This window comes from Paenibacillus gallinarum, assembly GCF_014836635.1.
Lineage (GTDB): Bacteria > Bacillota > Bacilli > Paenibacillales > Paenibacillaceae > Paenibacillus > Paenibacillus gallinarum.
Genome location: NZ_JACSQL010000008.1, coordinates 167,995 through 191,786, shown reverse-complemented (window position 1 = coordinate 191,786; position 23,792 = coordinate 167,995). Strand labels below are relative to the sequence as shown.

Genomic DNA, 23,792 nt, shown 5'->3' with positions numbered 1-23,792 from the left:
AGGTTAAGAATTATTCATTAAATTGGAATTTCATTAATATACTCTGGTTTCGTGACCGGTTCTCCATAATTCTGCTCATCTTCACCTATTACTGTCTTCTGATCATTTAGTGTAATCTTCACTTTGATATCTGGATTACCTGAGTTATCCGCTACCGTCATTACAACCGATTGTAAAAGTGAGGTAGGGACAGTAACTCCTTCTGCAAAGATATCATCCTGCAGAGCTACAGTAACGATACCATCTTCTCCAGTTACGACAGATTCTAGAAGTGTGCCTGTTGTCAGCACCATATCCAGTTCACCGCTTCCCGGTCCTTTAATGAGTTCAGTCAGGGCTGATTTGAGACGATCATTACTCGGTTCTATTAACCTCGTCACAGGGACATAGTATTCCACTCCGTCTGGCGTCGAGTCGGTAAAATATACCGTAACAGGACTTGAGTTTGTGGACAGCGAACTGCCAAGATCAAGATTGATACCCATCCCTCGTGTTAGAGACTGCGCAACTGGTGTTCCGTTGACTGGCATTTCGTTTAGCTTCTTCCCATCTACCCACAGCTGTATATTTTGCACATCTGGATTTCCGGTAAGTGTCCAGGTGAGTGCTTCAAGAATCTGACGTTCTTCTTCTGGCTTATACTCCGTAAATTTGGAGTTGAATTCAACAACAGCCAGCTTGTTCTCTGTATCAATACTTACATCCTTAATTTCTGTTCCTTGTGGAAGCACACCTGTAAACCCTTCCGGCAGATACCCCGAGTAAGCTCCTCCCGTTACGAGTGCAGCGAGTTCTGATTCAGCAAAGGTTAAATCTCCAAGAGTAGGAAGTGACATAGTAACAGGAGCAAGTAGACCATTCTGATCTTTCAAATAAATAGTGGCTTGCGCCGTTTGAAGAGCGCCTCCTTTTCCCTCGGCTGCCTTGATCATCGCAGATTCAATGATGGAAGGTGGCTCGTCAATGGGCTGAGAAGTTTGTGATGGAAATATACCGCATCCTGTAAGTAATACAGGAACCGTAATCAGACCCGCTGCAGATATCATTTTAACCTTGCGCTGGAAACGACTCATATCGATGTCCTCCTAACAATTTTGTACAGATTGTACTACTATGTATACGAGCTCTTGGTTAAAAAATAACTAAATTTTAAAGAAACGGGATAAACTGTGCTTTGACAAAGGAGTGAAGATAATGACACTGGACAATATGCCTTATAGCTTGAACAGCCGAAAGGTAGCCGAAGCAACGAATGAATGGCTGGAAAAACGTGGTGTGAAAGTAGAAGAGATTGCGGAACTTGTCATGCTGCTACAATCAAAATACTATCCTGAGCTCACCATGGAAGAGTGCATTCATAACGTGAAGCAAGTGCTCAAGAAACGCGAAGTACAAAATGCCGTAATTACAGGAATTCAGCTTGATATCCTTGCAGAAGAAGGAAAACTCATCTCGCCGCTGCAGGATATGATCAAACATGATGAAGGCCTTTACGGAGTGGATGAAGTGCTCGCTTTTTCCATTGTGAACGTATATGGCAGTATTGGATTTACCAATTACGGGTACATTGATAAATTAAAACCGGGAATCTTAGAGAAATTAAACGACAAGAACGATGGTCATATTCACACGTTCCTTGACGATATTGTAGGTGCTGTCGCTGCTTCAGCCAGTAGTCGGATTGCCCATCGTAAACAGGCTGAGCGGGAAGAAGAACTCGGCGGGTATCCGGTTAGAGACGATATGGAAGAGATTATGGAAATCGAAAAATAAACAGTCCTTTATCACTGCACCAGATGGATAAGTAGAAAAGGACAACCCTATCATCTAATCAAGGGTTGTCCTTCGTTTTGATTACATAAACATACAGCGGATGCTTGCTTCCCTGCTCTGTGATTGAAGTGAGATCAGCTCTTCCCTGACGAACAAGCTCTTGCAGATGAGCTAACGACTCCGCCATAGCAAAACGCATTTGATGAATTCCAAATTTCTGTCCGAATAGGGCCGTGCAAACTTCAAATGCAGACTGCGGCTGTTCGCCAATCATTTTCTCGATCTGATTCAGCCGTTCTTCGTGGTGAATCTTCAGTGAACTTATACGCTCGTGGAAAGATCTCATCGGATGCCGATGACCTGGAAAAGCTTTACGCACAGAGAGCGCTCCGAGCTCGTCTAATCCTTGCATAAAAGAAAGCAGCGGCTCTGGATCACTGCCAGGCAGTAAGCTAATATTCGGTGAAATTTGCGGCAGAACCGCATCTCCGCATAGAATCAGTTCCCTGTCCGCCTCGTAGAATGACAAATGCCCAGGAGCATGTCCTGAAGTTTCAATGACCTGAAACGTTCGCCCTCCCACTTCAAAAGCACCCTCTTCTACATATTGTACCAAGGGTGTTGGGCTAACCTGGGGGTCGAAACTTTCTAGGTGAGGAAGCAGCTGCTCCGTCCATATCTCTGTCATACCATGGCTGCGAAAATATACGGGCAGAACGTGATTAATCTCCGCCTCTCTCCCCCACATAAATTCAGCTTCCTGATGTGCACGCCGAGACATCCATACGCTTGCTCCTGTCTGTTCCTGCATCCAGCCGGCTAATCCGTAATGATCTGGGTGATGATGTGTCAGGACGATATCTGTGATCTCCTGCGGCGTAATCGATAATGCATTCCAGACTACATGCCATTCCTCTTCTGTCTGGTTACTACGCGGGCCAGGATCCACAATGACAACACCTTTTTCCCCTCTCCACAGATAACTGTTCACCCATCGTAATGGGCCGGACATGGAAATTTTAACCCGTGTCAATTCTTCTTCCTCGTGGAATGTCCATTCAGGCAGTTTCATATGTTTCCTCTCTCTTCTATAACTGACATAAAAAGAAATATAATAAATCCCGTCTGTTTCAAACCGATAGGTAAGGTCGTATTAAAATGGTATGGGTTATCGCATTTGAACCCCTATAAAACTTACTATATAATGTGCGGACAAAGAAAGTTTACCAGAAAAATGAGGCGAGGAGGTACACCTTAATGATCCATATTGGTCTAACGGGCTGGGGCGACCATGATGATCTGTACCTGCCCGGCACGAAATCCAAAGATAAACTGGCCGAATACAGCGCCCATTTTCCCATTGTGGAAGTAGACAGCAGCTTCTATGCTGTTCAGCCGGCAGATCGCATGGCAAAGTGGGCTGAAGATACACCGGAACACTTTTCATTTATTGTTAAGGCGTATCAAGGGATGACAGGCCATCTTCGCGGCAAACCTTACTTTACAGATACAGAAAGTATGTATGCTGCGTTTAACGAATCTCTTAAACCTATGATCGAATGCGGCAAACTAAAAGCTGTGTTATTTCAGTTTCCGCCTTGGTTTGATTGTACTCGGGACAACGTAAATACACTGCGTGAGATCAAAGAACGCATGCAAGGGATTCCCTGTGCGCTGGAGTTTCGCCACCAGAGCTGGTTTGAAGGAGACATGCAGGCAAAAACACTTGCCTTCATGCGCCGTGAAGGCTGGATTCACAGCATCTGCGATGAACCTGATGCAGGACAAGGCTCTATACCTACCATCCTATCTGCCACAGACGATGATCTATCCATTATTCGATTCCATGGAAGAAATGCCGCTGGCTGGCATCAAAGCGGAGCTCCTAACTGGAGAGAAGTAAGGTATCTTTACCGCTACAATGAAGAAGAACTCGCCGATTGGAAGCTGAAGCTTCATGAGTTATCTCGTCAAAGCAAAGAAATCTGCATTGTATTTAACAACAACTCCGGCGGAGATGCCGCTGCTAATGCAAAACAGCTGATGACCTTACTAGGCATGTCACCTCAGCCTCTCGCTTCTGATATCGTGAAACAAAGACAGGAAGAAGAACCCGAGCAGCTTGAACTCTTCTAGCTATGGCACATATACAAAAAGGGCAAGGGACTCTATATGAGCCTCTTACCCTTTTGTTATCATTTGAACGAATCTTCAGATTGGCACTTAAGAAGAACGAGGTGAAACCGCTGCGGCTTCAGCAGCTTCTGTTTTTTCAAGCTCATTTTGTAAACGCAACGCTTCTACACCTGCAAGAAGCACGATTCCAATTCCATGCGTATCATTCAGGTTCCATCCTAAATCATCTTTATAATAGGCTGCTGTAAAAGAATATCCTGAGCCGCGGCAGACACCGTAAATATTGCCTTTCGCATCAATCGCGACACGAGTCAGCCCTCTCCAGCCTTGGAATACCGCATCAATATACGGAGCAGGCTCGGTCAACCAGCCGTTACGAATCCCTTTGGCATAAGCATAAATAAACATAGACGTGCAAGAACTTTCTTCATAACTATCAGGACGGTTTAGTACCTGATGCCACAGACCATTTTCTCCTTGTAGACGAAGATAACCTTCACACAAATTCCTATAAAAAGATATCAGTTCGGAGCGCTTAGCATGATTCTCAGGAAGGATCTCCAGAAGTTCAGTGAGTGAGAAAAGCACCCACCCATTCCCTCGTCCCCATGGGATTCCCGTTGCGCTGCCTCTAACAAAATCATATACATGAGACATCACTTGCAGTTTCGGAATATAGAGATATTTACGGAACAGCAAAAATTGTTGTACCGCATCCTCTAAATACGAGGAATCCCCGGACAGCCGCGCGTAACGGGATAGAAAAGGAGTGCTCATGTATAAATCATCACACCACATTGTCTCCTGACGCATCTCACCACTGCCTCTTTGGCGAAAGAAAGCCCCATCTTCCAAACGTTCTTGCTCCTCCGTGATATAAGCAGCAATACGGTCTGCTGTCTCTCTTCCATAAGGAATATCCTGCAGATCCATCGCTGCCATCATCGTCGCTCCAAAAGAACCGCAGTCATCCAAACTATCGATGGCTGACAGCTGATTATTAATCCCTGCCGCTCCATACATTGCCCTGTCCCATAACCCATACTGATCAAAGGTAGTACTAAGTGAAATATGATCTACGCCATAGCGAATATAATCTTCTCTTCCAAGCTCCGTTCCCGTATGCAGAAGGCCGAGTAATGTGACCCCTAAAGGATAATTCCATTTACCATAATGTGTGTTTTCGAGATAAGGCCGGATGGTCGTTCCTGGCTGATCTAGCTCATAGTATACGCCTTTTTTGCCATCATCAAATACACGGTGTACTTCCTGAACCTGAGCAGGGGGTAAATTTGTCCCCGGCTCAAAAGGTCCTAGGTATAGGTAAGGATCGCGGCTCCCCGCTACGGGATAAGGTGAGATCAGTGCTGCCCCGCTCTCCTGCTCGATCTCCTCCAGATGAAATCCCCACCTGGAAACTGAAGAATCAAGACAGGCTCCCTTAATGACCAGATGATGAACACCGAACTTGCGCTGAATCGGCAGTGTCAGTTCCCCTTCAGATGCCTTTGATTCATAGATCATCGCTCCATCTAAGTAGACCGTAATCGGTCCGTCGTGTCTGCCTTTCAATAAAAGAGGGGGGCTTCCCGGCTTATTTACAGCAACTGTTGTCCAGGCGTACGCTTCCGCCTGCTGCTCTGTTCCATAGAGCCTTGCGAATACTCCAGAATGTTCCTCTAGTTCAGTCCAATGCTGCCGAGGATACCAGGTAAGCCCCGTTTCTTCTTCGGTCATCCCTTGTCGAGGCAGCTCTGCCGGAGGCTCTCGAAACGCTTCAGAATACAGCCACCCTTCCATTCCATCCCGGTCATGACTTGGAACAATAAAATGAAGAGGAAAATTCTTAAACGAACCTGTACCAAAGACACCGCCAAACCCAACATCGGTCTTCACAAACTGAAGAATGACATCATTCCAACCGTACTGAACGGGAATTTGCAGAGCAGTTCGTCTTTCTGGAAATAGTTCTTGATGCAGATCCGAAGTGAAAAATAAGGCTCCGTTCACATAAATTTTCACAGGACTATAGCAGCTTAAACTCATATTCAGTTTCGTTTCCTGCGGATGTCCGCTCCACAACTTTCCCCATACATAAGCATAACTTCCGGTAGTTGCTTCCGGCAGACGTTCACAGAGATCCATTTCATATCTATAATCCGAAAGTCTCTTGAACCCCTCTCTATGAAAGGCGCGAAATAGAAACGAATGCTTAGGATTATCCCCGATATATCGCTGTGCAATTGTCTCAAGCACATCCGGAATGGAATCAGGTACACGGCTCGCTATCGCTTCATTAGCATGAAAATATCGAATGAGGACCAGTCCCTTCTGTTCTTAATTTATAGAGTCCGTTATCACGGAAAACGTCCTAGTAGAACTTCACAAGATCATCAATCTGTACAGGAAGTCCGGTACGAATGGCTTTGTTAGCAGCAATCCCTGTCAAAATAGAACGTGCTCCATCCACGTGGTTCGCTGCGCGGTCAAATGGATCATGTACCGGCTCACCAAATAGATCATTCAGAAGAACTGGGTCGCCTCCTCCGTGTCCTCCTTCTCCTTCCTCTACATCAACCAGGTAAGGCACATCAAACATTGGGAATACTTTGATACTATGTCCTTGCAGTGCACCTTCGTTCGCCCGGTCTCCGCCTGCATTCACGTAGGACTGTTCAACAATATTCATTTCAATCCGTCCCTTACTGCCATTAAAAGCAATACGGTATCCTTCCCACGGCATATACGCATTCAGGGAATACGTAAGGACTGCACGATTTTTGTATTTTACAAGGACACCCATCGTGTCTTCGATATTAATTCCGTCTCCAAAAACGTTTTGGTCCCGCTGATATCCATCTTCATGCTCTGCATCAAGATACATTGCTTTGAGTGATTCGTTCTCATCTAGATGCAATGCAAAAGGATCATCTTTCGCATGTTCATTTCCTGTTGCCCGCTGATAAGGATGGCTCTCTCCGCGATTCTCCGCATTCTCTTTACCGTAGAAGAGTAAATCCCCAAACGCGAAGACAGTCTCCGGCTGAGAGCCGATCCAGAAATTAACCAAGTCAAAATGATGCGTTGATTTATGTACGAGGAGTCCCCCGCTGTTCCGTTTGTCACGGTGCCATCTGCGGAAATAATCTGCGCCATGACGAGTATTCAAAAGCCACTCAAAATGTACGGAATGAACATCACCAATCGTCCCGTTCAAGATCAGCTCACGAGCTTTCGTATGATGCGGAGCATATCTATAGTTAAAAGTTACCCGAACATTCCGTCCGGTTCTTTCTACCGCATCAAGAATCTCCTGACATTTTTCCTCGTCAACCGTCATCGGCTTTTCTGTAATGACATCACAACCGAGTTCGAGAGCACGGATAATATAGCGGTGATGCGTCCGGTCGATACTCGTGACAATGATAGTGTCCGGCTTATGCTTTTCAATCATAGTTTCAAATTCAGTATCTTTATAAGTAGGTACTTCAGGGTAATCACATTTCTCCCTCAGCACTTTATTGGCATAATCCATACGTGTCTGATTGGTATCACAAAATGCAAGAAGTTCAGACTGATCGCGGTAATCCTGGGCCAGTGCCGTATAGAAAAATCCTGCTCGTCCTCCCGTACCTACAACCGCATAAGTTTTTTTGCTCATTTTATGTTACCTCCTAAGGTTTCTATTTTTGTAATTTGGCATGTTAACTGGGCTTCATTTTGTTTTACTCTCACATCTACTGCGGCATGCTGCTCCTGATCAAAATAAGTGCCTTCGAGCAGGCCGATCAGCGTTCCGGTAACTTTGACTTCTACCTGATTGCCTCCCTCACGAAGAAGTGAGGTACTGCCCACCCAACAATAAGGAGACCAAGCACGAATCCCCAGAGATTGTCCATTAACTAGCACTTCGATTACATCTTGCAAACGAAAATCCGTAAACAATAGTTCAAACTGGTCGGAGCCCTGCTCATCTACAGCCCTGTATTCAAAGGACCGTTTTACACTTAGCGTCCCTGCGTAATGCGGGAAACCTGCCATCGGTTCTGGTAGAAGGGTATCAATAGATTCAGGTAATGCCGCCAGTACAGGCATATCGTCCTCGTAATAAACACCAAATGCACCTGACAACATGAGCGGATCTACAATACCGTCATAATCTGTTGTCACTTCGACTTTAATCGAAATTTCATTCAGCCCAACCTGAAGGTATGGAGCAATCTGAGTCCCAATATTGGTATAATCGGTGATCCAGACAGGAGCGAAATCAGAAGCACTCAGCCGGTGCTGATTGACTTCGATTACGTAATTCCCTGAGATGGCGCTTCCATCAAAAAATAATAAGCAGTTCTGTTCTTTTCTATGGCACATGAACTGAGATTTATAAACGGCATCAAGTGGATAAGCCACTTTGGCTTTCTTCGGTGTACCAAATACTTGATTAAATTGGATAGGCAGTCCGCTTCCCGCTTCACTCGCAATCTGCTCAATGAACGTTTTAGCCTGTACTTTCAGATCCTGAATATGTACCTGCCCTAACGAGTCAGTAACGGTTAACGAAAAATCACCGATACGCAGTTTATTATCCTGCTCCGGGGTTACCGTCCACCCCCCTGCTACAGGAAGTTCGATTTGATAAGGACTTGGTACTATTCTCAGTTCTCTATCCGTCATCACGTTTGCCGGGACAACATCTAATAGGAAAATTACCGCTTCATAAGGAGCAAGTGTAACTTCCACTTCTTTAATATCAGTGACAGACCGTCTTTCACTGGTTTCCCCTGTACGAAGTGATAAGTTCCGCACATCCACTTGGATATTACTAATCTCCGCATTCGCTCCTAATCTACTGAGCAGTGCCTTCTTATCAATCTGCAACTTCCCTTGCAAGGTTTCTCCTTCCTGATTCGTCAGGAATAAAACCGCCTCATGAGCTGAGATCATACGGAACTGCTGAAGTACATGCAGAGGGTCATTCTCTATGCTTAGTACGACGGCATCTTCTATCCATTCATCGAGCTGTGGTAGAAGGTACTCTGAAATTTTCTGTTCCATCGCTCCATCTACAGGAAGAGAGTACACGTTCTCCTTTTTGCAAAGTTCTTCCCAGTCCAAGGCTCCCGGAGATCCCGGCTCGACTGACTCAACCGGAAGACACCCCGTCGTAATGACTTTTCCACCTGCGCTGACAAAAGCTTGAAGCTGACTCCAAGCAGCAGCCTCCAGATTCAGCATAGGGGGCAGAATCAACACCTCATAGGATGCCTCACCGATTTCGATGTTCCCCTCTCTAATCTGTGCTTCAGCAAGCAGTTCTGGATCAAGATGATCGTAGTCACGACGATATCGAAGCAGTAGATTCGATAGAATAAGCCAGTCTTCCTTGAGCTGATCAAGCTGTGCTTTTTCTTCTTCCTCTTCTCCGCCGTACGCAAATCCATGTAGCGGATTCCCCATCAGGGTCCAGAATGTGGTTGTTGGGTCAAGCAAAGCAATTCGAATATCTGCCTTCCCTTCGCTCATCAGATAGCTAATGCGCCCTACATAATCTCCGAGCTCGCGGAAATAAGGCCAATAGGGATTCTGTAAAAATTGAGAAGGAGGTGCATCATGTTTTGCAAGCCCACTGATGGTATAGAAAAAGGCATGGAAATTATAAAAATTCGTGCCCATCGCAGCCATACGGTCAATCATCCATTTTGCATCCTGTAAGGTCATGGACCAGCCTACACTGTGAAAGCATTCAATCATATTGCGCGGTCTGCCGAGCTGCCGAGCAAGGGAACTAACCATCTTCGGGTTATCCCGCATATTTAGTCCGTAGCGCTGTAGTATATATTCAAGCGAACGGCCTGTTTTTTCATGAGCAGAATCACCGCCAGGCAGATGGCTGTACAGCTGTGTCGTCATTCGCAGGGATGGAACCTCAGCTGCATATTCGATTTGTGCCTGTTCACAGAAATCGTGTGCCTGCTTATGGACCGATTTTCGCAGCAGCAGATGAACGGATTGATAATAGTCATACCGAGTCTGTTTTGCCTTGGGTACATCACTTCGCAGTAAGGCAGGAAGCTGTTCGATAAGATCATAACCTGTTCTTTCTTTGAAAAAAGACGGCAACTGCGGTGACCAAGGAATTCGGCCAAGAGGTGCAATCTCGTCCGTAAACATCCCTTTAATCACGGTTCCGAAATCTTCTCCAAGTTCCTCCTCATACCGCTCATGCGTAAGCTCAATAAATCGTTTCATCGCCTTCTCATTGAGAGGATCTACAAAATTACCGTAATATTTAAAATCATCAATCTCCTGCTCCATGAAAATAAAGATTTCATATTCTCCTTCAGGTACTTCCCATTCCAAACGAAACGCAGTTTCATAAGTGAAAAATCGCTTGCGATTATATGAAGTGAGTCCCGTTTCCTGATATACCTGCTCAAGCTGGATATTCCCGATCTGTTTTCGAAGTTCTATTACTTGTTCCCACTCGTGTGTCCCGTCCGCGTTAACCGGTACTGCTTTTGCATACAAAATCACCGCCCATGGCAAGGTCCATGACACATTTTCGCCATGGTTCACCCTACCTGTGTGATGTATGAGTGCACGCTGTTTTGCTTCGGGCATTTCAAGGGTTACTTCTCCGCCGGCCATGCCGCTCGGATACGGATATTCATCGTAAAGCCAAACCTGCATCCCTTTTGCCTTCGCTTCCTTCACAGCAAACCTTACCTTATGAAACCAAGCCTGTGAGAGATAAGGGATGGTTAGTCCCTGTCTCGCACAGATAAAAAATCCGCCTACGCCTTGTTTTTCCATCTCCGAAATTTGGTGTTTGATCTGCTCATCATCCATCTCACCATTCCAGAACCAGAAAGGATGAGCACGATATTCATTTCCTGGATTCTGAAATGTTTGGACATTCCACATGCTGATAACCTCCCTGAAGCCTTTTATTTCTGCAGCTCGGCGTAAAGTGTATTGATCTCTTCTACATACTCTTTACCTCCGTTTTTCTCCCACAAGGCAAAAGCGTCCTGCAACCCTTTTTCGTCAATCTGACCCACGATAAACTTCGTACGCGCATCATTAATGATATTGTCGAGCTGTGGTCCTTTTTGTGCATAGACATCCGAGATCAGCGGCTCACCCGGGTTAGGAATAACGATGGATTCGTTTGCTTTTTGCACTTCAGCTACCTTCTTACGTATTTCTGTCTGCTCTACAGTGAGTCCCCGTGTCTCCGGAATAAACATGAGAATCTGGTTGGTTCCATTCAAATCTCTCATGGCCAACTTATCTGTAGTAGGAACGATGTAATCATCCTTTTTCTCATAATGAGTGCCTTCGAGTCCATAAGACATCAACATTTGCAGCTCCTCATCATTCAAACGGTCAAGGAAAGTAAGCACTTGTTTCAGCTCTTCCTCCGTTTTCACTGCACTTTTGGAAATAGCGATCATGCCAGCATATCCGGAAGTTGGAAGATCACGATGTCCTTCAGGCCCTACCATAGCTTGCAAAACATCTACAGCATCTGTATGATTCGGGTCCTTCTCCAATATTTTGGATTCAATACGCTGCGCATTATCTGCTACATCGACCATGACTCCACCGTTGCCGTTAACCATCAGATCCGACATTTTGGTAGCATCCATTACAGCAAAATCTTTATTAATAAGGCCCTCACTATACAACTGGCGGAAGAACTTCAAAGCTTCCAGATATTGAGGGGTCGTATGCGCTGGGATCAGCTTTCCGTCTTCTTCTCCCCAGCCATTCGGTGCACCAAACCACACCTGCATGATGTCCCATGGCCCGTTAAATTGACTCGCGATGAGCCCGTACGTATCCTTTTTCCCATTGCCATCCGGGTCATTTTCTGTAAACGCCTTCATGACATTGTAAAATTCATCAATTGTAGTCGGTGCTTTTAGCTTAAGGGCATCCAGCCAGTCTTTCCGAATCGTAACCCCATTTCTTCCAAGTGCCCGAGCCCGGTATATGCCATAGGTTTTCCCATCAATCGATGCATTGTTTAGTATGATCTCATTCGCACCTGATAGGTTTTTATAATCTTTCAAATAAGGGCCCAGCTCCCAGAATGCACCACTGCGGGCCGCATTGATAAAGCTTGGCGATTTGCCAAGTACGACCATGAGGCTAGGGAGCTTGCCTGATGCGAGTGTGATATTGAATTTATCATCATAGGAACTGCTTGGTACCCACTGAAACTCCACTTCTGTATCCGTAAGTTCTTCAAGTTTCTGTAGAACCGCATTGTTATCCGCAGGCGTTTCTGCTTGAAAGTTTGGTACCATAATACTAATTTGATTTTTCGTTCCTGGACTGTTCTGACTTTCGGGTTCAGCTGTATTTTCTTTTCCCCCAGGTGAACAAGCGGCAAGCAAGGAAGTAATCAAGAACGCAGTACTCACCATTTTTACAGAATACGCTAACGTGCCTTTGGTTTTTTTCATGAACCTATACCCCCATATATGTTTAGTTTCTTGTTACCCCTTAATGGAACCAAGCAGGACCCCTTTTGCAAAATGCTTTTGCAAGAACGGATACACGATTAGAATTGGGATCGTACCAACCACGATAACCGCCATTTTAATGGACTGTTCAGGTGGCTGAACAAAGTTTTGATCAAGGTTAGCCATGTCTCCCACCGTACCTTGCGATAGAAGTACAATCTGCCTAAGCATGATCTGCAGCGGCCATTTCGCACTGTCTGTTAGATATAAAAGGGCCGAGAAAAAGTTATTCCAATGACCTACCGCGTAAAATAGAGCGAAGGTGGCGATAACAGGTTTCGATAACGGAAGTACAATTCGCCATAGGACCCCGATATCCGTACACCCATCGATCGAAGCTGCCTCTTCCAATCCTGCTGGAAGTTCTTGAAAAAAGTTTTTGACCACAATCAAGTTAAACGCGCCAATCGCCCCTGGTAAAATCAATGCCCAGTAGCTATCCAGCAAACCTAGACCACGAATAACGAGATAAGTTGGGATCATTCCTCCACCAAATAACATGGAGAAGATAACTAAGTTCATCACTACATTTCGTCCCCAGAAGTTTTTGCGAGACAGGGGGTACGCCATCGTCAGTGTAAAAAACAAATTGACAATGGTCCCGGCAACCGTAATGAAAATGGAGTTTCCAATACTTCTAAAAATCGTAGATGAAGAGAAAATATACTGATACGCACTAATCGAAAATTCCTTTGGTATCAGAAAGAAACTTCGGGCCGTAATCTCTGCTTCTGTGGCAAATGAATTACCAATAATGTAGAGAAACGGCAGTACAGTGACAAGTCCAAACAGACCCAAGAACACGTAGTTGAACGCATCAAACACACGCCCGCCTGGGGTATTAAACCGTTTGTTCATCTTGCGGACCCCCTACTAAAAATTTAGAATCGATGCAAGCTAACCAGCCTTGGACTAGTAGATACCGGAGTGCCCAAACTTTTTGGCCAGTTTGTTAGCTCCAAGAATCAGGACAATGCCGATTAAAGATTTAAATAATCCAACCGCAGTACTGTAGCTGAAAGCTCCCTGTGTGATACCGACTTGATACACATAGGTATCAAACACATCCGCTACATCACGGTTCAAGGAATTGGTCATTAGATAAATTTGCTCAAATCCGGTGTCCATAAAGTTACCCAAACGAAGAATCAGCAAAATAATAATCGTATTACGTATAGCAGGAAGGGTAATATGCCATATTCTTCGCATCCGTCCCGCCCCATCTACAATAGCAGCTTCATATTGTTCCATATCTACCCCTGCAAGTGCTGCCAAGAATATGATGGTTCCCCATCCTACTTCTTTCCACAACATTTGGATAATGATCAGAGGCCGGAAAGCATCTGGATTTGACAGCACATCCACTGGCCTGCCCGTGACTTGGGCGATCAGTTCATAGAGAACACCGCCATTCGGTGTAAGAAAAACATACGTGATACTTGCGATAATAACCATGGATACAAAGTGAGGTACATAAACAAGCGTCTGAATCGTTCTTTTAAACCATGATTTTGTAACTTCATTAAGAAGTAAGGCGACTAGGATCGGTGCAGGAAAGAAGAAGATCAAATCATATACAGCAAGAATCAAAGTGTTTCGAAGCAGCCTGAAGAAGTCCGGATTCTGAAAGAATGTAGTAAAGTTATCAAACCCTACCCACTGACTGTCACGAATTCCAAGAAAGGGTTGATAGTCCTGAAATGCAATGACGACCCCCCACATCGGTGCGTATTTAAAGATAAGAAAATAAAGCAGTCCAGGGGCTAAGAGGACATAAAGCCACTTGTTTCGTTTTAATTGAGCCAGCCATCTTTTTCTTGCTTTTTGTTTCGCTTCAGCCTTGGTCATTCTATTCGGTGTATACGGCTGTAATGTTGCAGAATCCGGTGAACCACCAGGCAAATGTTGATTCATGAGCGATCTCCTTCCTTTGGCGAATGAAACCAGATTAATTTGTAAGCGTTAACAATTGATTGATTTTTACTTTACAGATCGCTACCCGTTTCCGGCAACTGACCATTTTTGTATGTAGGTGAGATCGCTCAAAAAGCCTGGTGGAACAAGAGATTTATGTCTTTTCCACTTTTTTGTTTTGTCTTTTATATCACTTTTTTGCACTCATTTCTTTTTTTGTATAGAAAGATCCGCCCCCTCCTTTAGCAGTGATTTGCATGGAGCAAGGCGGAAATTGCATCAAAAAGCAGCTGATAGGTACATATAGAAATCGAATTAACGGTTCCACTGTTCACGGTATTGTCCTGGGGTCAATCCTTCTTGTTTCTTGAAAATACGATTAAAGTAACTATGCTGATAACCTACCTGATCTGCAATTTCGTTAATTTTCAAATCGGTTTCTCGTAGTAAACGTTTTGCCATGTCCATACGCCGAAAGGTGACATAATCAATAAAATTGATTCCTGCAACCTGTTTAAAAGCTTTACTAAGTGCATAAGGAGTCATATCTTCCAAATCAGCACAAGCTTCTAGCGATATATCCGTCATATACTGCTGATCAATGCGTTCCATGGTGCGTTCAACTGCTGGTTTCAGGCCTGAATGTGATCTGTCTTCCATAAAGGCAATAAAAGGAGCAATGACTTCAGATTTCAGCCAAGCCTCAATTTGCAGCGGTTCCCTTAGCTGGGCAAGCTCATCATATAAATTACGGCCACTGAATAGTTCATATGGGGGAATTCCAGACTGCAACATCATATGAAGCATACTTGCCAGCAGTTGAAGCATCATCTGCTGCAGCTGATAGATCGTACATTGACGCTGTGTGACTTGTTTTACAAAATCATGGAGTAAGTTTCCTGCCTCTTCTTCTTTCCCCGTTCGAATGGCATGAATCAGGTCTCGTTCAATAAGAAATGGATAACTCGACTGCTCTATATCGTGAGCGAGTGTCAAATGATCCAAATCTAGAAGCTGGTTAAGTTCTTCAATGCTATGGAATGCTTCTGCTTGCTCAAGTTCCATAAATAGGGAAGGTAAATCACGAATAGAAGACGTAGATCTACCCACCATAATTGTCACATTCATTTTCATAATTTGGTTAATAACAACCATCAGTTCTTCGGACCATTCAAGCACAGATGCCTTTAGTTTTTCTTCTTCACCGGTTAAAAGGATTGCAGCAGACAGATCGTGGAAATTCAGCACACTGACTTGCTCAAAACGCTGCTCTGCGAATTCCTCAATAATATTCACTACTGTCAAAGTAACAAGGCCTTTATCCTGCTCAAGAAAACGTCCACTTAGCTTGGAGTATCCTGTTAGTTGCAGTCTTACGAGTAAGAATCGCTGATCCTGCACCCGAAATCCAAGATCCTCTAGTCGCTGCCTTAGATCTGTTTCGGAATGAGCAGACAGATGTCCTTGAATGAGCTGCATAATATATCCGTCCCGCAACTGCGGTAACTGAAGTTCAAGTCTTTTACGAACGGTACTTCGCTCCATCACAAGTTCATTCCACTGCGCTTCAAGCAGTTCGAATTCATCCACATTAACCGCAGGCGGAACAGGGTTGTTACCCGTTGATTCAGCAGAAAGCAATCTCAATAATCGTTCAATTGGTGTATAGATGCGGCGAGATACCAGCCAGGATAATAGGATCGCAAGAAGGAGTCCCGCCGTACTCATGAGTACAATCCCTTTAGACACCGATAACAAAGGGGCTGTTATGTCGGTAATCGGCGCTGCTGAAACATAGATCCAGTCCGAATCAATCCGATTCATTTTTCCATAGGACACAGAGTAAGAGATCCCTTCAAACGTATATAGTAATGAACCCTTGTCTTGAGACAGGTCCACCTTTTGTCTAATTTCTTCATTTAACTGTTTAGAGGAGCTGCCCTCATGGTCTCCACCGGACAAGAGAATATTTCCTTTTTGGTCCATTAAAAAAGTCGAACCTTGATCATAAGGGGTAAGCGTTTTCAGTAAGTTTGTCACTTTTTTGTTATCCAGCTTAACAATGAGGGCTCCGAAAGGCCTGAGACTCCCCCCTGGAATTTTGTGAACAAGAACTAAGCCTTCTCCTGAATCCGTCTGAAGCAAATGGTCTGGGTTGTTTTCAGTACCCTTTGTCCTCTGCTCCGCCAGCGGCTGTCCTGGAATTCGATCTGTCCAGTAAATATGGCTCCCATCTTTAAGATATTCATTATAGGATTCAATCAGCGATAGATCAGTCAGCTCGCTATAAGAACGATTGAACAAGATCGGCTGAGGTTCATTCACGTACAGCTCTACTTTTTGGATAAGTGGATTAGAGCCTTGCAGTACGTATAATGTTTTCATAATATCTACTGTCTCTGTAAACTGATAGACATAATCCATTTCTTTCAGTTCTTCCCCAAAACGGGGTTCAAACGCCCAATGAGATAAGCTGAGTTCCATATAACTGAACTGGTCGGCAAGATTCTCAGCACGGTTCATAATCTGATTCTGATGGAGCCTGTTAAATTCTTTTTCCATCTGTCCAATCACAAGCCAGTACATCGTCATCCCTGTAATGAGCCCTGGAATACTTGCAATCAGTAAAATTGTAATTAAACTTTTACGATAGAATCGTCCCTTGCGGGGACTTCCCTTTATAAAACCAAGCGGATTTAACTTCTTCTTATGTGTTGCACGAAGATGAGGAATCATCGTTATGTTCACCTGCCTGTTTCTCGAAGTCACGATTTATGAATTTTAAGCTCTATAGGGTTTAACAAGACAATGAAATGGTTAATATGTTTGTTTCGCCTTGTTTCACCCTTAATCCTGCAAAAATGGATTATTATGTAGTTTCAATACACCATATTTCGTATTCCTCGAAAAAGAGTGTAAAATAATAAGGAATCGTTGAAGATGCTATTTGAGGAGGATCCTTTCATTATGAGTATTGATTACAAAGCATATTTTGAAAACAATCGTGAACAACATCTGAATGAGTTACAAGAATGGTTAGCCATTCCGAGTATCTCTGCCTTGTCTGAACATAAAGGTGATGTCTATAAAGCGGCGGAGTGGCTTGCAGCTAAACTGACGGAAGCGGGCCTTGAACATGTAGAAATCCATGAAACCAAAGGTCATCCTTTGATTACAGCAGATTATCTGCATGCGGAAGGGAAACCTACCGTCCTGATCTATGGTCACTATGATGTACAGCCGGTTGATCCACTCCATTTATGGGAGACACCTCCTTTTGAGCCTTCCATTCGTGACGGGAAATTGTATGCTCGCGGTGCAACCGACGATAAAGGGCAATTGTTCTTGCATGTTAAGGCTGTTGAAGCGATTTTGAAACAAGAGAAGGAACTACCCGTTAACATCAAATTCTGTATTGAAGGTGAAGAAGAAGTATCCAGTCCAAACCTTCCGCTCTTCCTCGAAGAAAACAAGGAAAAGCTTGCAGCTGATGTCGTTCTCGTCTCAGACACATCCTTGCTTGCTCCAGGAAAACCAGCCATCTCTACAGGACTTCGTGGACTTTGTTCCCTTGAGCTTTCTTTGAATACAGCAAACACAGACCTGCATTCCGGTTCTTATGGAGGAGGCGTACCTAATGCCCTTCATGCGATGGTCGAACTACTCTCTACCTTGCACGATAAACAAGGACGAGTAAGTGTGGAAGGTTTCTATAATGGAGTACAAGAATTGTCTCCGGAAATGCGCGAAGAATTTGCTAAACAGCAATTCGATGAAGAGAAACTGAAACAAGATCTCGGTCTTGATGCGCTCTATGGCGAAGAAGGTTACTCTTTCGTGGAACGAATCGGTGCACGTCCAACGCTTGAACTTAACGGCGTATATGGCGGATTCCAAGGAGAAGGAACAAAGACGGTTATCCCTAAAGAAGCACACGCCAAGATTACTTGTCGCCTTGTTGCTAATCAAGATCCGCAAGCTTGCCTTGATGCAATCGAAGCACATCTGAATGCTCACACTCCGGTAGGAGCAAAACTAACCATTACTCCAAAAGAGAAAGCATTTGCCTTTAATATCGATCCGTCTCATCCGATGCTGCAAAAAGCGGCAGATGCGTACGAAACGGTATATGGTACACGTGCACTGTTTACCAAAGATGGAGGTTCAATCCCTATCGTTGAAAAACTGGCCAGCACACTGAATGCACCTACGGTAATGATGGGCTTTGGCTTGCCAGATGAAAATCTGCATGCACCAAATGAGCATTTCAACTTGGAGAATTTCGATAAAGGTCTGCTGACCATTGTTGAGTATTTGAAACGTGTTTAAAAATGAATATAAAAAAACTCGATCCGATGGTTTCGAAGTCGAGTTTTTAATGAGAGCAGGCTGGAGTGAATCCAGCCTGCTTTTTATTTTAATACCAAAGCTAATCATGATCTACCCGGCTGTTAAAATCCTCCCAACCTTTCAGCAGGTTATTCCATGCCCATTTTGTATGTTCCGGATCAGTATACTTTCTAAAATCACATTCAACCCACATGATAATATCTACATACAAGTTATATAAATTGAGTCGTGACTTCTGAAGTTCAGTCAATTCCCCAATGCCGTAACCATCCCGAAAGGCCTTCGAATCTTGAAAATGATTAAAATAATTTTCCATCAGTGGATCTCCCCAGAAAGCCCTTTCAAAATCAATTAAACCGGTAATCTCGCCATTCTCTACCATAATGTTTCCATCCCATATGTCCCATAACACAAGACGCGGCACAGTCACTTCATCCAGACAATCCGAAATACGGTGCATCGCCTCACGTATTTCCTCAATAGAAGCAGGCATATTCACTTTACGATCTGCAGCATCTGCGAACTGGTCTTCCAACATCGTAAGAAATGCTTCACGCCATGTACTACATTGCCTTTTTTTCTGAGCAAGGTACCCAAAACGAGTCCCCGTAATTTCGTTCAAAGCTCGATTATACATACCGAATTGATACTCAATCTTGCTTCTCTGCAGCGCTGACAATATAGGTTTTACTTTACTGTAAGCTTGCCCAGGTAGGAGACTCATCACAAAATATTCGGTATCAATGACTTCCAGGGATGGATCATGATAAAGGACATTCGGAATAAAAGATAATCCCGCCTCCTTTGATAGATGATAGGCTTCAACCTCCGCTGTCATCAAATCTCGCTCATATCGCATCAAAGAGTCCGGATTGTTCGCCGCTACTTTCAATACAGACTGCGTTGTTTCATCCTTCTTTGATTTTACGGTCAGTACATAGATAGAATTCGCCCAACCATCAGTAATTTCAACTGCGTTGATCAGTGTACTCCCGGGAAAAGCAAGTGCTGTCACCTTATGTAACTCATTCTCGCTAAGTTTGCGTTTGGATGCTGAGTCCATTTTTCGTCCCCCTTTAACAGCATTTACTACTTCATTTTCAATTATCTATGATAAAAATTAAAAACACCACTTTCATTTTGCTGTGAAAGTGGTGTTTCTTTGTATTCGTAGAGATCTCTAATTCTTAGGAGATCATATAAACGCGATTGGATCAGGATAATTTCGAACCTTTAATCCATACGTTTGTAAGCTCTAGGGAAGAATCCAACAGCAGAATATCTGCTTGTTTCCCCTGCTCAATTGTTCCTGTTACATCAAGAAGTCCGAGCAGGCTCGCTGGATTGTGACTTGCTGCCTGAGAAGCTTCTACTATACTCAGCCCCACTTCCTTAACTAGGAATTGGAACCCCCGAATCATAGTAAGCGTACTTCCTGCGAGTGTTATCCCATCTTCCAGCCGGGCAACGCCCTCTTTCACTACAACGGGCAAATCTCCTAATGTGTAATTTCCATCGGGAAGACCTGTAGCTGACATTGCATCTGTAATGAGCACCAGTTTTTGAATACTGCTTTTGAGCTGAGCAATGAGAGATACCGCAGCGGGGTGCACATGAATTCCATCGGCAATCACCTCAGCACTGATCCGACGATCACTTAATACAGCACCCGCCGTTCCTGGCTTCCGATGATGCAGAGGAGTCATCGCATTAAACGTGTGAACTGCGTGATGAAGTCCAGCTTCCACCGCAGCTTCCACTTCTTCATACGTAGCATCGGTATGCCCTAAAGCAGCAGTAATATGCTGTTCCCGCAGCCATGTAATCACTTCATGAGCCCCTTCTCGCTCTGGAGCAAGGGTGACTTGACGAATAAGACCTGGGTACATCTTTTCCCAGGAAATAAGCCAGTTCTTATCAGGCAGTGAAATATGTTCTGGATTTTGTGCTCCCGGCCATTTTGGACTAATAAACGGACCTTCTAGATGAACCCCTGCCAGCTGTGCATAAGGCATCGGCTGCGTGCGATATTCATTCACTTCATGGAGAACTTTATCAATCCATTCTTTAGGGGCCGTCATTGTCGTTGCAAGCATGGTTGTCGTCCCTTGAGAAGCATGATACGAAGTAATCGTGTCTAAGACTTCTTTTGAGGAATCCATGAAATCTTCGCCGCCGCCGCCGTGAACATGAACATCTATAAAACCAGGAACAATGTATCCGTCATTTCCCTGAATCACTTCTCCTTGTTCATCCGTCCATCTATGGGGAATATCAGAGGCAGGACCTGCGTGAACGATTTTATCATTTTGTATAATTACAGCGCCCTGTTCTAGAACCTCATCTTTCATCACTACATTTCCATGAATGGTGGTCAATCTGTTTTCCTGATTCAACATATTACAGGAACCTCCCTGCTCCGCGATCTAGCAGAACAGTCACATTCGGATGACATTGCAAAAGAGATGCTGGACATTCCGTCGTAATTGGACCTGTCAGCGCCGTGCGAATAATTTCCGCCTTATCTTCTCCCCTGGCAACAAGCACAATTTGCTTCGCCTTGAGAATAGAGGCAACCCCCATCGTCATTGCTTGTTTAGGCACATCCTCAATGGATGGGAAGAAACGTGCGTTTGCCTTCAGCGTCTCTTCTTTTAAATCCACAACGTGAGTACTGCCAGTTAGACTCACTCCTGGTTCATTAAATCCGATATGTCCGTTATGTCCAATACCTAATATCTGAAGATCAACAGGACCATGGTCGTTCAGGAGTTGCTCGTAATGTGCACATTCCGCATCTAGATCTGGTGCATTACCATCGGGTACATGTGTATTTTCAAGTTTAATATCGACATGATTGAACAATTTCTCATTCATAAAACTGCGATAGCTCTCCGGGTGATTTACAGGCAATCCAACATACTCATCCAAATTAAAAGAAGAAGCGCTCGCAAAACTTACAAGTCCGCGGTTATACATATCGATCAGTTCGTTATAAATTCCAACAGGGGAACTCCCTGTTGCAAGCCCGAGTACAGCTTTCGGTTTACTCTGTAAAAGTGATGCGATAAGCTCTGCTCCGGTTGTGTTAAGCTCTTTTTCTTGATCAAAAGTTCTAATATTCATCCTATTTATCCCCCATTCCGTAATTTCACACGTTGTACTTGCTCATAAGAGCCATCCAGTCTTGGAACAAATCGTTCAAAATCCTGACTAACCATGCCTGTAAATAAAATATCAATCACATGTAGTAATGCGATACGCGAAGCCATATCTCCTCGGCGCATCCCTTGTTCTAGTGAGGAAGTAAACAAGGGAATATCAGCAATAGATGCAAGGGTGTTGTGTCCATACGAAGTAAGAGATATCGTACTCGCTCCGTGTTCTTTAGCACAAACCAGCGCATCAATAGTGTCCTGCGTCTCACCTGAATAGGAAACCGCAAAAGCAACGTCTTCAGCTCCCAGGGATGAAGCAGATGTCACCTGCATATGTCCATCGGAAAAAGCTGTGCAGGAAACCCCAATTCGAATTAATTTCTGATAGAAGTCCTGCGTCACGATAGATGAAGTAGCGACTCCGTACAGATCTACCCGTCTTGCTCGGCAAAGCAGCCGTATCGATTCCTCAAGGCGTTCCATATCAAGCAGTCTTGTTGTGTCCGTAATCGATGCTAAGTGATTCGCTTCGATGGCTTCTACAATCGTAGTAAGCGAATTTCCTGCAACGATATCTTGATATGTATTTACACCCGAGGGTTGGGAAGTTTCTGCTGCAAGCTTCATTTTGAAGTCTGGAAAACCTCGAAAATGTCTGGATTTACAGAACCGAGTCACCGTTGCTGGGCTCGTTCCGCTTTTTTCGGCTAGTTCCTTAATAGATAACTGCGTGATGACAGAGGGTGATTCTAAAATGACCTCGGCAATTCTTCTCTCCTGCGGAGGAAGCTGTTCCATTTCTTTGAGTAACGCATGTAAGATCGCAGCCATAGGATGAATCCACCTCAGCATGAAAATTATTTTAATGTAATTATATTTAATTCAAGAAAATTATTTTTACTATGGTCTCATCATAATCCATTATAGATAGTGAAATCAACCAGGTTTTGTGTTCTGTTGGTAGCATGTTCTATGAAAACTTGGATTAGCCCAAATTTTTGCACATACCGAACCATTCTAGGTGACTTTACATAAGATGAGTTGACTGTATCCCTTAACCTTGTTACACCATACAAACCCGGGCAAGGAGGGGTGAACATTGAAGGGTGACCACAAGAGCAAATTTTTGTTGACCCACCGTGAACGCGAAGTATTCGAGCTTCTGGTGCAGGACAAAACGACGCGTGATATCGCGGGACTTCTTTTTATCAGCGAGAAAACGGTGCGCAATCATATTTCAAATGTGATGCAGAAACTCAATGTTAAGGGTCGTTCACAAGCGGTAGTAGAATTGATTAAGCTAGGAGAATTAAAAATCTGACGAAAAGAAGGAAGTTCTATCATTTCGTCATAGCCCTCTTCGTTTGTCCTTAGGGATGAGAGAAGAGGGCTTTACTTGTTACTCGGGGGCTTTGCTAGTTGCTTAGGAATTTATTATGAGGTTACCAACAAGATAATCTGTTACATAAAAAAGAGACCCTTATAGGGTCTCTTTCCTTACAAATAAATTTATAATTACTTAAGCCTTTATTTGCCGAATGATATCATGACTATCTACAAACGATCTTTGCTCAATAATTTTCCCTTCAGAAATACGCAAACGTATCATCAGAGAAAACCTAGCTTCTTTCCCAGTTGCAGGAACACCAGCAAAAGGGATCCCCGTATGTTTTCCTTCAAAAATAAAAGTGGCGGCTACAAGATCTCCTTCCGCTACCATTTCTACAATCGGCATTTTAAAGCCTGGGAAAGCATCAAAGTTTTCTTTTCGGACTCTATAAGACCTTCCACACCTGAAAAAGGGGTATCAACCTGTGGATAAAATACATAGTCTTCATGACAGAAATCTCGAAGAGCATCATAGTTCTCTTCTTCTATCGTCTCAAAAAAACGACGAACTAATTCTTTATTAGCTTCTAATGACATA

The 23,792-nt window shown here is 44.0% G+C and carries 19 protein-coding genes; 4 read left to right on the top strand and 15 right to left on the bottom strand.

What is annotated here, in order from left to right; genetic code table 11:
- Positions 1 to 17 precede the first annotated feature (17 nt).
- Positions 18 to 1,073 (bottom strand): GerMN domain-containing protein, encoded by a 1,056-nt coding sequence (locus H9647_RS17150; RefSeq protein WP_191802187.1) that lies wholly within the window; start codon positions 1,071 to 1,073, stop codon positions 18 to 20.
- Positions 1,074 to 1,194: 121 nt separating this feature from the next.
- On the opposite strand from H9647_RS17150, the gene H9647_RS17145 reads away from it, so the two are divergent.
- Positions 1,195 to 1,773 (top strand): phosphatidylglycerophosphatase A family protein, encoded by a 579-nt coding sequence (locus tag H9647_RS17145; protein WP_160036321.1) that lies wholly within the window; start codon positions 1,195 to 1,197, stop codon positions 1,771 to 1,773.
- 58 nt (positions 1,774 to 1,831) lie between these two features.
- Here H9647_RS17145 and H9647_RS17140 read toward each other — a convergent pair whose 3' ends face one another.
- On the bottom strand, positions 1,832 to 2,845 hold the full coding sequence (locus tag H9647_RS17140) for an MBL fold metallo-hydrolase (protein WP_191802185.1): 1,014 nt from the start codon (positions 2,843 to 2,845) through the stop codon (positions 1,832 to 1,834).
- 185 nt (positions 2,846 to 3,030) lie between these two features.
- On the opposite strand from H9647_RS17140, the gene H9647_RS17135 reads away from it, so the two are divergent.
- On the top strand, positions 3,031 to 3,909 hold the full coding sequence (locus H9647_RS17135) for a DUF72 domain-containing protein (RefSeq protein WP_191802183.1): 879 nt from the start codon (positions 3,031 to 3,033) through the stop codon (positions 3,907 to 3,909).
- Between the two features lie 87 nt (positions 3,910 to 3,996).
- Here the strand turns inward: H9647_RS17135 and H9647_RS17130 are convergent, their stop codons facing one another.
- The 7 genes from H9647_RS17130 to H9647_RS17100 all read right to left on the bottom strand — a co-directional run bounded on the left by H9647_RS17130 (position 3,997) and on the right by H9647_RS17100 (position 17,093).
- Positions 3,997 to 6,054, bottom strand: coding sequence for a glycoside hydrolase family 88/105 protein (locus H9647_RS17130; protein ID WP_225229366.1), 2,058 nt, complete (start codon positions 6,052 to 6,054; stop codon positions 3,997 to 3,999).
- 226 nt (positions 6,055 to 6,280) lie between these two features.
- Complete coding sequence (locus H9647_RS17125) at positions 6,281 to 7,570, bottom strand: Gfo/Idh/MocA family oxidoreductase (RefSeq protein WP_191802181.1); 1,290 nt, start codon at positions 7,568 to 7,570, stop codon at positions 6,281 to 6,283.
- Positions 7,567 to 10,833, bottom strand: coding sequence for a glycosyl hydrolase (locus H9647_RS17120; RefSeq protein ID WP_191802180.1), 3,267 nt, complete (start codon positions 10,831 to 10,833; stop codon positions 7,567 to 7,569). The genes H9647_RS17125 and H9647_RS17120 overlap by 4 nt, the downstream gene beginning before the upstream one ends.
- A 23-nt stretch (positions 10,834 to 10,856) precedes the next feature.
- The gene (locus tag H9647_RS17115; RefSeq protein ID WP_191802178.1) at positions 10,857 to 12,383 is read right to left on the bottom strand and encodes an extracellular solute-binding protein; all 1,527 of its coding nucleotides are present in this window, start codon (positions 12,381 to 12,383) and stop codon (positions 10,857 to 10,859) included.
- Positions 12,384 to 12,416: 33 nt separating this feature from the next.
- Positions 12,417 to 13,301: a carbohydrate ABC transporter permease gene (locus H9647_RS17110; protein WP_191802176.1), complete on the bottom strand. Its 885-nt coding sequence runs from the start codon at positions 13,299 to 13,301 to the stop codon at positions 12,417 to 12,419.
- 54 nt (positions 13,302 to 13,355) lie between these two features.
- Positions 13,356 to 14,291 carry an ABC transporter permease gene (locus H9647_RS17105; RefSeq protein WP_191802328.1) on the bottom strand — a complete coding sequence of 312 codons (936 nt, stop codon included), beginning with the start codon at positions 14,289 to 14,291 and terminating at the stop codon, positions 13,356 to 13,358.
- Positions 14,292 to 14,672: 381 nt separating this feature from the next.
- On the bottom strand, positions 14,673 to 17,093 hold the full coding sequence (locus H9647_RS17100) for an AraC family transcriptional regulator (RefSeq protein ID WP_191802173.1): 2,421 nt from the start codon (positions 17,091 to 17,093) through the stop codon (positions 14,673 to 14,675).
- 237 nt (positions 17,094 to 17,330) lie between these two features.
- Here H9647_RS17100 and H9647_RS17095 point away from each other — a divergent pair, with 237 nt between their 5' ends.
- Positions 17,331 to 18,686, top strand: coding sequence for a dipeptidase (locus H9647_RS17095; RefSeq protein ID WP_191802326.1), 1,356 nt, complete (start codon positions 17,331 to 17,333; stop codon positions 18,684 to 18,686).
- Positions 18,687 to 18,786: 100 nt separating this feature from the next.
- Here H9647_RS17095 and H9647_RS17090 read toward each other — a convergent pair whose 3' ends face one another.
- The 4 genes from H9647_RS17090 to H9647_RS17075 form a co-directional block, all read right to left on the bottom strand.
- The gene (locus H9647_RS17090) at positions 18,787 to 19,770 is read right to left on the bottom strand and encodes a phosphotransferase family protein (protein ID WP_191802171.1); all 984 of its coding nucleotides are present in this window, start codon (positions 19,768 to 19,770) and stop codon (positions 18,787 to 18,789) included.
- Between the two features lie 151 nt (positions 19,771 to 19,921).
- Complete coding sequence (nagA, locus tag H9647_RS17085; RefSeq protein ID WP_191802170.1) at positions 19,922 to 21,106, bottom strand: N-acetylglucosamine-6-phosphate deacetylase; 1,185 nt, start codon at positions 21,104 to 21,106, stop codon at positions 19,922 to 19,924.
- A 1-nt stretch (position 21,107) separates the two neighbouring features.
- Positions 21,108 to 21,833 (bottom strand): glucosamine-6-phosphate deaminase, encoded by a 726-nt coding sequence (gene nagB, locus H9647_RS17080; protein WP_191802168.1) that lies wholly within the window; start codon positions 21,831 to 21,833, stop codon positions 21,108 to 21,110.
- A 5-nt stretch (positions 21,834 to 21,838) separates the two neighbouring features.
- Positions 21,839 to 22,696: a MurR/RpiR family transcriptional regulator gene (locus H9647_RS17075; protein ID WP_191802166.1), complete on the bottom strand. Its 858-nt coding sequence runs from the start codon at positions 22,694 to 22,696 to the stop codon at positions 21,839 to 21,841.
- Positions 22,697 to 22,964: 268 nt separating this feature from the next.
- Here H9647_RS17075 and H9647_RS17070 point away from each other — a divergent pair, with 268 nt between their 5' ends.
- The gene (locus tag H9647_RS17070) at positions 22,965 to 23,186 is read left to right on the top strand and encodes a helix-turn-helix domain-containing protein (RefSeq protein ID WP_047913631.1); all 222 of its coding nucleotides are present in this window, start codon (positions 22,965 to 22,967) and stop codon (positions 23,184 to 23,186) included.
- A 198-nt stretch (positions 23,187 to 23,384) separates the two neighbouring features.
- On the opposite strand, the gene H9647_RS17065 is transcribed toward H9647_RS17070, so the two are convergent.
- Together H9647_RS17065 and H9647_RS17060 are read right to left on the bottom strand one after the other, a co-directional pair.
- Positions 23,385 to 23,600 (bottom strand): ester cyclase, encoded by a 216-nt coding sequence (locus H9647_RS17065; RefSeq protein ID WP_191802164.1) that lies wholly within the window; start codon positions 23,598 to 23,600, stop codon positions 23,385 to 23,387.
- Entirely contained in the window at positions 23,588 to 23,791 is a 204-nt protein-coding gene (locus H9647_RS17060) for a nuclear transport factor 2 family protein (RefSeq protein ID WP_191802162.1), read from the bottom strand. The genes H9647_RS17065 and H9647_RS17060 overlap by 13 nt, the downstream gene beginning before the upstream one ends.
- Position 23,792 lies beyond the last annotated feature (1 nt).